This is a genomic window from Frankia sp. CeCAU1, from assembly GCF_977971845.1.
Genome location: NZ_CDWWXA010000131.1, coordinates 1 through 12,789, shown reverse-complemented (window position 1 = coordinate 12,789; position 12,789 = coordinate 1). Strand labels below are relative to the sequence as shown.

7 protein-coding genes and 1 pseudogene are annotated in these 12,789 nt (G+C 70.0%); 2 read left to right on the top strand and 6 right to left on the bottom strand.

The window, feature by feature from the left end; genetic code table 11:
• From AC08OO_RS18950 to AC08OO_RS18935, 4 genes and pseudogenes are all read right to left on the bottom strand, one after another.
• Positions 1–165, bottom strand: a pseudogene (locus tag AC08OO_RS18950) (recombinase family protein); the annotation flags it as partial.
• Positions 166–243: 78 nt separating this feature from the next.
• Positions 244–945: a peptide-methionine (S)-S-oxide reductase MsrA gene (gene msrA / locus AC08OO_RS18945; RefSeq protein WP_476611096.1), complete on the bottom strand. Its 702-nt coding sequence runs from the start codon at positions 943–945 to the stop codon at positions 244–246.
• A gap of 180 nt (positions 946–1,125) precedes the next feature.
• A complete protein-coding gene (locus tag AC08OO_RS18940) occupies positions 1,126–2,418 on the bottom strand; it encodes a PhoH family protein (protein WP_476611097.1) in 1,293 nt (430 codons plus the stop codon).
• 1,211 nt (positions 2,419–3,629) lie between these two features.
• Positions 3,630–5,459, bottom strand: a complete 1,830-nt coding sequence (locus tag AC08OO_RS18935) for a phosphoenolpyruvate carboxykinase (GTP) (protein ID WP_476611098.1) — start codon at positions 5,457–5,459, stop codon at positions 3,630–3,632.
• A gap of 363 nt (positions 5,460–5,822) precedes the next feature.
• Between AC08OO_RS18935 and trhA the strand changes: the two genes are divergently transcribed.
• Positions 5,823–6,437 carry a PAQR family membrane homeostasis protein TrhA gene (gene trhA, locus AC08OO_RS18930; RefSeq protein ID WP_070130709.1) on the top strand — a complete coding sequence of 205 codons (615 nt, stop codon included), beginning with the start codon at positions 5,823–5,825 and terminating at the stop codon, positions 6,435–6,437.
• Between the two features lie 40 nt (positions 6,438–6,477).
• Here the strand turns inward: trhA and AC08OO_RS18925 are convergent, their stop codons facing one another.
• On the bottom strand, positions 6,478–7,029 hold the full coding sequence (locus AC08OO_RS18925) for a hypothetical protein (protein WP_476606867.1): 552 nt from the start codon (positions 7,027–7,029) through the stop codon (positions 6,478–6,480).
• 234 nt (positions 7,030–7,263) lie between these two features.
• On the bottom strand, positions 7,264–9,315 hold the full coding sequence (locus tag AC08OO_RS18920; protein WP_476611099.1) for a thioredoxin domain-containing protein: 2,052 nt from the start codon (positions 9,313–9,315) through the stop codon (positions 7,264–7,266).
• A 275-nt stretch (positions 9,316–9,590) separates the two neighbouring features.
• Here AC08OO_RS18920 and AC08OO_RS18915 point away from each other — a divergent pair.
• Positions 9,591–12,789, top strand: a 3,199-nt coding sequence (locus AC08OO_RS18915; RefSeq protein ID WP_476618828.1) for a leucine--tRNA ligase, incomplete at its 3' end; no start/stop codon positions are given.

Genomic DNA, 12,789 nt, shown 5'->3' with positions numbered 1-12,789 from the left:
CCGAACCCGAAGTGCGGCCCGGCATCGTCCCGCAACTTCGCGGGGCTGGCGGGTCAGCCGGTCGATGTGCCAGTAGACGATCGCCTGGAGGCGGCCTGCTTTGATGTCGTCAACGAGCCGGTCCCACTCCGGGCGTGGCCGTCCGGAGTGGGCACCGACATCCTTGTCCGTAGTAGACGTCCTCGTCCGCCCAGCCCTTACGGTCGCAGAGGGGGCGGCAGCCCGCCTCCTGACGTGAGACTGCTAGCCCTGCGCCTGTTCGGTCCTGGCTGGCTCTGACGTAGATTCCCGCTCTGACCATGGGCCACGTACTGACAGGCCCGTGCCACCCAGGCCGCAGTAGCCGCCGGGGTTCTTGGCGTCGGAGAGGTACTGCTGGTGGTATTCCTCCGCGTAGTAGAACGGACCAGCCGGGGCGATCTCGGTGGTGATCGCCCCGAGGCCCGCGGCGGTCAGCACCTGCTGGAACGCCTCGCGGCTGGCAGCCGCCGCGGCGGCCTGCCCGGCAGTGGTGGTGTAGATCGCCGAACGGTACTGGGTGCCCGCGTCATTGCCCTGCCGCATGCCCTGGGTCGGGTCGTGCCCTTCCCAGAACACGCGCAGCAGCTCCTCGTAGCCGACCTTCGCGGGGTCGTACACCACGAGGACGACCTCGGTGTGCCCGGTCAGCCCGGAACACACTTCCTCATAAGTGGGGTGCGGGGTGTGCCCTCCGGCGTAGCCGACGGCGGTGGTGTACACCCCGGGAACCTTCCAGAACGCGCGCTCGGCCCCCCAGAAGCAGCCGAGGCCGAACACGGCGGTCTCCAGACCCGCCGGGAACGGGCCGGCGAGCGGGGTCCCCAGCACGGTGTGCGGGACGTCGCCCGCGAACACCGGCCGATCCCGGCCGGGAAGGGCCTGCTCGGGCGTGGGCAGTGTCGTCTTGTGACGACCGAAGAACATGGGAAGCCACCTCCGGTGGTTGTCTCCTCGCACAACCGCGCACCGCGGCCACACGTTCCCGTAGCCCGGGACCCTCGGACGCTCTCCAGATGCCCTCCGAACGTTCTCCGGGGGTTCTCCGGAGGTTCATCGAACGTTCGCCGGACCATCGGGGAGCACGCCGCCAGAGAACAAGATCGCTCAGAGAACGAGATCCTCCAGCATCGTCGTGACCAGGGCCGCAATCGGCGATCGCTCGGAACGGGTGAGCGTGACGTGCGCGAACAACGGGTGGCCCTTCAGGGTCTCGATCACCGAGGCGACCCCGTCGTGCCGGCCGACCCGCAGGTTGTCGCGCTGTGCCACGTCGTGCGTGAGCACCACCCGTGACCCCTGCCCGAGCCTGGACAGCACGGTCAGCAGCACCCCGCGCTCCAGGGACTGGGCCTCGTCGACGATCACGAACGCGTCGTGCAGGGACCGGCCACGGATGTGCGTGAGCGGCAGCACCTCCAGCATCCCACGATCCACGATCTCCTCGATGACCTCGGGGGAGACGAGCGCACCGAGAGTGTCGAACACCGCCTGGGCCCAGGGCGCCATCTTCTCGTTCTCGCTGCCCGGGAGGTACCCGAGCTCCTGGCCACCGACGGCGTACAGCGGGCGGAAAACCACCACCCGGCGGTGCGCCCGGCGCTCCATCACAGCTTCGAGCCCGGCGCACAGGGCAAGCGCCGACTTACCGGTGCCGGCTCGACCGCCGAGGGAGACGATCCCGACATCCGGATCGAGCAGGAGGTCGAGGGCGACCCGCTGCTCGGCGGAGCGACCGTGCAGGCCGAACGCGTCGCGGTCGCCGCGGACGAGCCGGACCTGCTTGTCGGCGGTCACCCGGCCGAGCGCGGAGGCGCTCCCCCCGGTGGTGGTGAGGACCAGGCCGGTGTGGCAGGGCAGGTCGGCGGCCTCCAGGATCTCGGTGTACTCGCGGGAGTAGAGCCGGTCGAGGTCCTCCTGGGTGACGGTGAGCTCGGCCATCCCCGAGAAGCCGGTGTCCACCGGGGACAGCGCCTGGTACTCCTCGGCGGGCAGCCCCAGCACCGACGCCTTGACCCGCAGCGGGAGATCCTTCGTGACCAGTACGACGTCGGCACCCTCGCGGGCGAGGTTCATCGCGACGCACAGGATCCGCGAGTCGTTCGTGTCGACCCGGAACCCCGGTGGAAGCACCGCCGCATCGGTGTGATTGAGTTCCACCCGTAGCATCCCGCCGTTGTCCAGCGGGAGCGGTTGATCAAGGCGACCATGCCGGATGCGCAGATCGTCCAGGATGCGTAGTGCCTCCCGGGCGAACCAGCCCAGTTCCGGATGGTTCCTTTTGCCTTCCAGCTCCCCTATGACAACGAGGGGGAGCACGACATTGTGCTCCGCGAACCGCAGCAGCGCGCCAGGATCAGAAAGCAGCACGCTTGTGTCGACGACATGCGTTCGTGGCACACGCCCACCCGCTTACTCGGAGGTAGTCCGGGACCGACCCCTGCAGGGGCCGGGCACCGGCCTCCTGGTGTAGTCGCGCTTGCGGCACCGAGGGGCCTCCCGAGAGGTCCGGCACCATGCCGGACCACGGCTTGAGACGCTAGCGCTCCCACGGTAACCGCAGCCCTCGATGATGGCGACCCACTTCCGACAACACGTTACGTTAAGAACTGGGAACGTCTCGCACCCCGGAGTTCCCGTCGCACCCCGATCGGTCACATTGCGTCCGGATCATGACGCGGAGCATCAGCCGCCGCGCGTGGCGCCGTCGGAGGCCGGACCACGAGCGGCCGCCCGAGGAAGCCAGGTCACCGCGCCCTGCCCGGTTCAGAAGCCCCGGGACCTGCGCCGACTCCGGCGACGGGCACCGACCGGGGCAACAGGCACCGACCGGCCGCAGGTCGCCACCGGATCCATGAGCCCGGCGACCGACGAGAGCCGGATGACCGCGGGCGTGCCGGCCAGAGACACGGTGGGCCGAAACGCGACAGGCCAGAACGTGACAGGCCGAGGCGTGATGGCCGGTGAGGGGTCACCCGAAACGCGACGACCGAGAGGTGACGGCATGAGGCGCGCCCGCGGGGGAAACGCGACGGAACACCATGGAACACCGCGGGCCATGGAACACCGCGGGCCATGGAACACCGCGGGCCGATGATCGGACACTCGTTGTCTCGACATGTCATCGAGATCGGATCGAACCAAACCGGGCCCGAAAGAGGGCGCCGACTGGCACCGTCGGGCGGGTCGGAGGAAATTCAGCCAACCGGCTGGGGAATTCCCGGAAATTCACCCGGAGAAGGGATTGATCCCCGGCGAACATGCGGGATCCGCGGGGTGGTCATTATCGGATGGTGCTCCGCTCAGGTGAGCCGTACCGCGACACTCGGTAGGAACGCGGCCCGCCGACGGCGGAACAACGGACGCGACGCGGAGTTACGAACGAGTCCGGAGCCGGGCCGGCCGCCGGGCCGGCGAAGGAAGGCCGCACCCGGCCGACCGGTCGCCACGGGCCGGGCCGGGAGCCCGCCGAGCGGCTCGGCCTTCGGCCGACCCGCTCGGGGGTATCACACGAGGCGCTGCCACGGGGTTGCCTTGCGAGGCGCTGCCACGAAGTGCCGTGCCGGCGGTGCGCTCCCCGGACGGAGCTCGCGGTTGGGTGCGTCAGCCGCTCAGTCTGCCCTGTTCAGCCGCTCGACAAGCGCCTCGTGCTCGGTCCACAGGGCGGCCGGAAGCCGTTCCCCGAACGTCTGGTAGTGCTCGGGGATCAGCTGGGCCTCCTGTTTCCACACCTCGACGTCCACCGTGAGCAGGGTCTCGAGGTCCTCCTCGGCGATGTCGAGGCCGTCAACGGGTAGGGCGTCCTTCGTCGGCAGGACGCCGAGCGGCGTCTCCACCCCGGCTGCCGTGCCCTCCAGGCGACCGACGATCCAGGCGAGGACACGGCTGTTGTCGCCGAATCCCGGCCACAGGAACCTGCCCTCCGGGCTCTTGCGGAACCAGTTCACGTAGTAGACCCGCGGGAGCTTCGTCTGGTCGGCCTTCTGCCCGACCTCGAGCCAGTGGGCGAAGTAGTCGGCCATGTTGTAGCCGCAGAACGGCAGCATCGCGAAGGGGTCCCGGCGCAGCTTGCCGATCGCTCCGGCCTGGGCCGCCGTCGTCTCGGAGGCGACGATCGAGCCGAAGAACACCCCGCGCCGCCAGTCGGGAGCCTCGGTGACCAGCGGCACCGCGGTCGCCCGGCGCCCGCCGAACAGGATCGCCGAGATCGGCACGCCGCGCGGATCCTCCCACTCCGGGGCGATCGTCGGGCACTGGCCCGCCGGGACGGTGAAGCGGGCGTTGGGGTGTGCGGCGGGCTCGCTGGACTCGGGGGTCCAGTCGCGGCCCTTCCAGTCGATGAGGTGCGCCGGCGGCTGCTTGCTCAGCCCCTCCCACCAGACGTCACCGTCATCGGTCCTGGCCACGTTGGTGTAGATGGCGTTGCCCCAGAGGGTCCTGACCGCGTTGGGGTTGGTCTGCTCGCCGGTCCCCGGGGCGACCCCGAAGAACCCGGCCTCCGGGTTGACCGCGTACAGCCGGCCGTCCTCACCGAAGCGCATCCAGGCGATGTCGTCACCGACAGTCTCCGCCTGCCAGCCCGGCAGGGTTGGGATGAGCATCGCCAGATTGGTCTTTCCACAGGCCGACGGAAATGCGGCGGCAATGTAGTGGACCTTGCCGGCGGGAGACGTCAGTTTGAGGATGAGCATGTGCTCGGCGAGCCAGCCCTCGTCGCGGGCCATGACGGACGCAATACGCAGCGCATAGCACTTCTTGCCGAGCAGTGCGTTTCCGCCGTAACCCGATCCGTAGGACCAGATCTCCCGGGTTTCCGGGAAATGGGTAATGTACTTCGTCGTATTGCACGGCCACGGAACATCGGCCTGGCCAGGTTCCAGCGGAGCGCCCAGGGAATGGACGGCCGGAACAAAGAAACCGTCCGTTCCAAGCTGCTCGAGGGCGGGCGTTCCCATCCGGGTCATCGTCCGCATGGAGATGACGACGTAAGGCGAGTCGGTGATTTCGACGCCGAGGGCCGAGATGCGCGAGCCGAGCGGACCCATGCAGAACGGGACGACGTACATCGTCCGACCCCGCATGCACCCCGCGAACAGGCCCCGGAGCGTGGCCCGCATCTCGGCAGGGTCCAGCCAGTTGTTGGTCGGACCGGCGTCCTCCGCCTGCTCGGAGCAGATGTAGGTGCGGTCCTCCACGCGGGCCACGTCGCCCGGGTCCGAAGCGGCGTAAAAGCTGTTCGGACGTTTCTCGTCATTCAGCCGGACCAGGGTCCCCTGCTCGATCAGAAGAGAGGTCAGCCGATCGAACTCCGCCTCTGATCCATCGCACCACTCAACCCGATCCGGCTGGGTGAGTTCGGCAATCTCGCGCACCCAGGCAACCAGCCTGGCGTGCCTCGTGGGGGCCACGTCCAGCCCCGAAACCTGTGCCGCGGTTGTCACAGCTCACACCTCCGGTCGAGTCGAACCTGCCGCGCTCTCTTCCCATATGCAGGTACCCACTTGAGAACTCGAACGTACTCGTGGACGTTCAGACAAAACCCACAATATAGGGGGAGTTCGAGGCCACGTTCAGGATCATTAGACTGTACCGCGCGTTCCGTCCGCAGTCGCGCGATAGCGAGTGCGCAGAAGCGTCGGATCCATCACGCACCGATACGGACCGACCGCTGCCGTCCAGCTCCGCTTCGTGACGGCGGCAACCCTCGGGCTATCGTTCTCGGCGTGGCTTCCCTCGTACAGCAGCCAGCCGGGCCTCCGCAGACGGACATCGCCTCGCACCCGCGTGACCTGGTGCGACCGCGCATGCGGGGATGGCTACATGCCGGCGCTTTCCCGATCAGCCTGACACTAGGCGTCATTGCGGTGGCACTGGCTACCACGCTGCGTGCCCGGCTCGGTATCGCGGTTTACGCCCTGAGTATTGCGGCCCTCTTCGGAACGAGCGCCCTCTATCACCGGACGATGTGGTCGACATCACGTGCCCGGGCGCGCATGAAACGCCTCGACCACTCAATGATCTTTGTTTTCATCGCCGGGACTTACACCCCCTTCGCCCTGATTGCGATGCCGCCGACGACCGCTCGGGTGGTCCTGGCGGTGGTGTGGGGAGGGGCGGGACTCGGCGTCGCCATCCGGATGCTGTGGCTGCACTCGCCGCGGTACCTGACCGTGCCGCTCTACATCGCGCTCGGCTGGGTGGCCGTCTTCGTGATCCCGGAGCTCGCCCACCGGGCCGGGATCGCCTCGATGGTACTTCTGCTCGTGGGGGGGGTCTGCTACAGCCTCGGCGCCGTCGTCTACGCCTGCCGGCGACCGGACCCGGCACCCACGATCTTCGGCTACCACGAGGTGTTCCATGCCTTCACCCTCGTCGCCGCGACCTGCCACTACATTGCGCTGCTCTTCGCCATCTACTAACAGCCTTCCCCCGCACGGCGGCTACCGGGGGCTCCGGCGGCTACAGCCGAGGGCCCACCGAGCGGATCTTCTCCACCTGTTCCATGGCCTCCCGGAGCTGGCGCAGCCAGCTGTCGGCGTTCTCGCCCACCAGACGTACGCACCAGGCGAGGGCCTCGCTGCGGCTGCGCGCCACCCCCGAGTCGACGAGGGTGTCGAGCACCTGGCGTTCCGGCTGGCGCAGCCGGGTCATCACCGGCACGGACAGCGCGGTGAACAGCTCGGTGGTGTCACCGACGGTCGCGCCCCACGCCACCTTGCGGTTGTACCGATGTTCGGCCTTCGTGGCGATGGCGATCCGTTCCTCACGGGTCTGCTCCCGGAACCGCCGGATCCGGGCCCCCGTCGCCGACGGCCCTCCTCCGGGCGCGGCGCCGCCGGCCGCGAGTACCCCGATGACCGTGATCTCGTCCCGGTCCACGACCACCGTGGGCATCCCGGCGAACCACCCGGCCGGGATGTGCTCGGCGAACCAGGCTGCGGCGTCGTCCGCCGGAACCACCTCCGCCCGCTCCCCCGGCCTGCCGTACCCCCGTCCACGCGGACCGGACATGACGTGTCCCCTCGATCTCCGATCGGAACCCGCGCGCGGGCCCGGCCTGGCGGCTGATCCGGGCCCGGAGGCCCGATCTGGCGCTCCAGAGCGGATCCGAAGAACCCCTCGTGACAATTACATGCTTACCGCACCACCAGCCTTACCGCACCACCAGCCTTACCGCACCACCAGTCTTACCGCACCACCAGTGCAACATGCTTACCGCACCACCAGTGAAAGAAGAGGGGACGGTCAGCTGGCCACCTTCACCCCGAGTTGGCGGCGCACCTCGGCTGCGGTCCGGGCCGGCAGCTCACAGACGAAGTCCCGGCACACGTACACCCCAGCCGTTTCCCGGCCGACGGTCAGCGGTCCGCTGGTCACCACGACCGCACCGGGCGCCGTGCCGAGGCGGGCGAGCCGTTCCAGCGCCGGGCTGTCCACGACCGCGACCTCGGCCGGCCCGGCCAGCAGCGCCTCGGCGACCGCACCGGCCCAACCGGCGAACCGGGCATCCCGGGCCAGCAACGGAGCGACGCGCGCCACCGTCGTCTCGGCGGCCGACCGGTGTCCGGTGGAACCGGTCAACGCCGCGTAGCTGACCAGGGCACCGGCGACAGCAGCCTGGCCCGACGGGGTCGCCGAGTCCGAGTCGTCCCGCGGCCGGCGCAACAGCACCTCCGCGTCGTCCGCGGTATCGAAGAACCCCCCGTCAGAGGCCGCGAACCGATCACGGACGATGTCCAGCAGCGTCCCGGCGAGCGCGAGCCACTCCGGATCGCCGGTGACCTGGTGCAGGGTGAGCAGTCCCTCGGCGACGTCGCCGTAGTCCTCCAGTACCCCGGCGTTCACGCCAACCAGCCCGTTCCGGCTCGTCCGGCGCAGGCGTCCGTCGACGAGATGCACGTCCCGGAGCAGGACGGCGGCCTGTTCGGCGGCCCGCATCCAGTCCGGCTCGTCGAACAACGCGCCGGCCTCGGCCAGCGCCGCGATGGCCAGGCCGTTCCAGGCGGCCACCACCTTGTCGTCGCGAGCCGGCTGCGGCCGGGTCGCCCGTGCCGCGGCCAGGGCCGCGCGGACCGCCGCGAACCTCGCCGGATCGTCCGGGTCCGCCGGCAGGCGCAGCACCGACGTACCACGTTCGAAACTGCCCTCCTCGGTGACGCCGAAGACGCCGGCGGCCCACCGCCCGTCTTCCGGCCCGAGGACGGCGACGAACTGGGCGGGTGTCCAGGCGTAGCTGGCCCCCTCCTCGGGGTGCGCTCCCGCCGGGGCAGCGCTCGCGGGAACGGCGTCCGCGGGAACGGCATCCGCGGGAACGGCATCCGCGGGAACGGCATCCGCGTCGAGCGCCGAGGCGAACCCCCCCTGGGGGGTGCGCAGATCCGCGAGCAGAAAGGCTGCCGTCTCCCGGGCCACCCGTTCGGCCAGTGCCGACCCGGTGGCTCGCCACAGGTGCAGGTAGACCCGCAGCAGCAGCGCGTTGTCGTAGAGCATCTTCTCGAAGTGCGGGACCGTCCACGTCGCATCGACGCCGTACCGGGCGAACCCCCCGGCAAGCTGGTCGTAGATGCCCCCACGCGCCATCCGTTCGCAGGTCACCGCGACCATCTCCAGGCTGCGCGCGTCCCCCGTGCGGGCGGAGTGCCGCAGCAGCATCTCGGCTACCATGGACGGCGGGAACTTCGGCGCACCGCCGAATCCACCGTGACGGGCGTCAAAGCGGGCCGACAGCCCCGCCACGGCGGTGTCGAGCAGAGCCGGGGTGATTTCGGCGGCGAGACCGGACGCCGGACCACGCGTCGCCGCCTCGGCGAGCCGGCGGGCGATGTCCGCCCCCGACTCCTCGATCTCGTCCCGCCGGGTCTGCCAGGCCTCGGTGACCGCCGTCAGGACCTGACGGAACGACCCCATGCCAGGCCGGGGACGCGGCGGGAAGTAGGTGCCGGCGAAGAACGGCTCGGCGGTAGGGGTGAGGAACACCGTCATCGGCCAGCCGCCGTGCCCGGTCAGGGCGACGGTGACGTCCATGTAGACGGAGTCGACGTCGGGCCGCTCCTCCCGATCCACCTTGATGTTGACGAAGTGGTCGTTCATGTACTCGGCGGTCACGACGTCCTCGAACGATTCGTGCGCCATGACATGGCACCAGTGGCAGGATGCGTAGCCCACCGAGAGCAGCACCGGCACCCCCCGCCGGGCCGCCTCGGCGAAGGCCGCCGGGCTCCAGGGCCACCAGTCGACCGGGTTGTCCGCGTGCTGTAGCAGGTACGGAGACGTCTGCTCCGCGAGCTTGTTAGGCACCCGAACTCCTCATGATCTGCGTGTCCGCCAGGCCCGCGGAACCCCGTAGGCCTCTGGATATGCAACCAAAGGCGCGCCCAGGTAGTCCGCCCTCATCTCCACGCCGCGCCGACGTGATCGGCGCGCTTCCTCGACCGGCCCGCCGCGCCGACGTACCCGGCGGATAGGCTCATGGGACCGCACGATCCCCGCCGTCCGCTCGCCCGACCGCCGTCCGTCAGGCCGCCGTTCCCGCCGCGAGAGCGGTGAGAGGGTCGACGTACCAACGAGTTTGGATGGCACGAGCGATGAGTGAGACGGCCGAGCCCGGCGCCCGGACCGGCGCCGCGGACACCACGGTGGCACCGACCGGCGCGTCCGGCGGGATCATCCCGGCAGCCGCGGGCGGCGCCCCCGCCGGGACCGGGAGCGTCGAGCCGAGCTTCCGGTACGACGCCCGGCTCGCCGCCGACATCGAGCGGCGCTGGCAGCGCCGGTGGGCCGACGAGGGCACGTTCAACTCGCCGAACCCGGTCGGGCCGCTCTCGGCGGGCTTCGAGAAGGTCGCCGGCCGGGAGCCGTTCTACATCATGGACATGTTCCCCTATCCGAGCGGCTCGGGGCTGCACGTCGGGCACCCGCTGGGGTACATCGGCACCGACGTGTTCGCCCGCTATCTGCGGATGTCCGGCCGGCACGTGCTGCATCCGTTCGGATACGACTCCTTCGGCCTGCCCGCCGAGCAGTACGCCATCAACACGGGCCAGCATCCCCGCGACACCACCAACGCCAACATCGCCAACATGCGCCGCCAACTCTCCCGGCTGGGGCTGGGCCACGACACCCGCCGCGAGATCGCGACGACCGACGTGGGCTACTACCGCTGGACGCAGTGGATCTTCCAACAGATCTTCAACAGCTGGTACGACCCGCAGGCCGGCCGGGCCCGGCCGATCGCCGAGCTGATCGAGGAGTTCGCCGCGGGCACCCGGGCGCCGGTAGCCGGCCCCGCCGGGGGGAACACGGCCGTGTCGGTTGACGCGGTCCGGGCTGCGAACCCGGCCGGGCTGGCGTGGACCGAACTCGACGAGGTGTCCCGCCGGAAGGTCGTCAACGCGCACCGCCTGGCCTACATCTCCGAACAGCTGGTCAACTGGTGCCCGGGGCTGGGCACCGTGCTGGCGAACGAGGAGGTCACCGCCGACGGCCGCAGCGACATCGGGAACTACCCAGTGTTTCGCCGGCCGCTGAAGCAGTGGATCCTGCGGATCACCGCCTACGCCGAGCGGCTGATCTCCGACCTCGACCTGGTCGACTGGCCGGACTCGATCAAGCAGATGCAGCGCAACTGGATCAGTCCCAGCGAGGGCGCCAGCGTCGAGTTCACCGTCGTCGCCCCCGGCGGGGGGGCAGGTCCATCCAGGGCGTCCGATCCGTCCGATCCGTCTGGCTCATCGACCGCCCGGCGCATCGAGGTCTATACCACCCGCCCGGACACCCTGGCGGGGGCCACCTTCCTGGTACTCGCGCCCGAACATCCCCTGGCCGACGCGCTGATCGCCGACACCTGGCCGGCGGACACCCCGGTGAGCTGGCGCTTCCCGGCGGGACGGCCGGGCGGCGGCACGGAACCGGCGGACACCGCCGGGCCGGAGGCGGGCGCCGATCCGGCGTGGACCCCGCGAGCCGCCGTCGACGCCTACCGGGAGTTCGCGGCCCACCGCAGCGACCGGCAGCGCGGCGAGGAGGTCATCGACCGCACCGGCGTGTTCACCGGCTCGTACGTGCGCAACCCGGTCGGTGGCGGGGTCATCCCGGTCTTCCTGGCCGACTATGTGCTGCTGGGCTACGGCACCGGGGCAATCATGGCGGTACCGGCGCACGACAGCCGGGACTTCTCCTTCGCCCGCGCGTTCGACCTGCCGATCCCCGCCGTGCTGGAGCCGGACGCGGACTGGTACGCCGCGCACGGGGTAGTGCCCGCGACTCCATCAGCGCAGTGGCCCGAGGCGTTCAGCGGTGCGGGCGAGTATCGGCCCGGTCCGGCCGGCGCCCCGGTGCTGGTCGGCCTGTCGAAAAGCGAGGCGATCAAGGCCACGGTTCACTGGCTGGAGGAGATCGGCGCCGGCAGGTCGGCGCGGTCGTACCGGCTGCGGGACTGGCTGTTCTCCCGCCAGCGGTACTGGGGCGAGCCGTTCCCGGTCGTCTTCGACGTCGACGGGCTGCCCCACGCGGTTCCCGACGAGCTGCTGCCGATCGAACTGCCGGAGATGACCGACTTCCGGCCCACGGCGATGGCCGAGGACGACGCGAGCGACCCGGTGCCCCCCCTGGCCCGGGTGGCCGACTGGGTGACGGTCACCCTGGATCTCGGCGACGGGCCGAAGCAGTACCGGCGCGAGACGAACACCATGCCGCAGTGGGCCGGTTCGTGTTGGTACTACCTGCGCTACCTGGACCCGACCAACACCGAGCGCTTCGTCGACCCGACCGTCGAGCGCTACTGGATGGCCAGGCCGGGCGCGGTTCCCGGCGACGGCGGCGTCGATCTGTACGTCGGCGGTGTCGAGCACGCCGTGCTGCACCTGCTCTACGCCCGGTTCTGGCACAAGGTGCTCTACGACCTGGGCCACGTCTCCACCAAGGAGCCGTTCAAGCGGCTGTTCAACCAGGGCTACATCCAGGCGGATGCCTTCACCGACGCCCGGGGCATGTACGTCCCGGCTGCCGAGGTGACGGCGACCCCCGACGGCCGGTTCCTCTTCCAGGGCGCCCCGGTCAACCGGCGCTCGGGCAAGATGGGCAAGAGCCTGAAGAACAGCGTCAGCCCGGACGAGATGTACGACAGGTTCGGCGCCGACACGCTGCGCGTCTACGAGATGGCGATGGGCCCGCTCGACGCCGACCGGCCATGGCACACCGACGACATCGTCGGTTCGCACCGGTTCCTCCAGCGGCTGTGGCGCACCGTCGTCGACGAAACCACCGGGGCGGCCGCCGTCGTTGACGAGCCGTTGGACGGCGAGGCTCTTCGCGTCCTGCACCGGACGATCCTCACGGTCACCGCCGAATACGCGGGGCTGCGGTTCAACACCGCGGTCGCCCGGCTCATCGAACTGACCAACTTCGTCAGCAAGAGCTACGGGAAATCCCCCACCCCCCGCGCGCTCGCCGAGCCGCTCACCCTGATGGCGGCCCCGCTGGCTCCGCACATCGCCGAGGAACTGTGGTCCCGCCTCGGTCACGAGGAGTCGGTCAGCACGGTCGCCTTCCCGATCGGGGATCCGGCGCTGGCCGCCGAGTCGGTCAGGACGATCCCGGTCCAGGTGAACGGGAAGGTCCGGTTCACCATCGAGGTTCCGGACGGTTCAGCGGAGCAGACGGTTCGCGATCTGCTCGCCGCGCATCCCGAGTTCGCCCGGCAGACCGATGGTCGGACGATCAAGAAGATCATCGTCGTGCCCGGTCGGATCGTGAATATCGCCATCTCCCCCG

Bases quoted from the DNA above. Each gene is read 5' to 3' on its own strand.
- msrA (WP_476611096.1), bottom strand. From the start codon at position 945: ATGTTCTTCGGTCGTCACAAGACGACACTGCCCACGCCCGAGCAGGCC.
- trhA (WP_070130709.1), top strand. From the start codon at position 5,823: ATGCGGGGATGGCTACATGCCGGCGCTTTCCCGATCAGCCTGACACTA.
- AC08OO_RS18925 (WP_476606867.1), bottom strand. From the start codon at position 7,029: ATGTCCGGTCCGCGTGGACGGGGGTACGGCAGGCCGGGGGAGCGGGCG.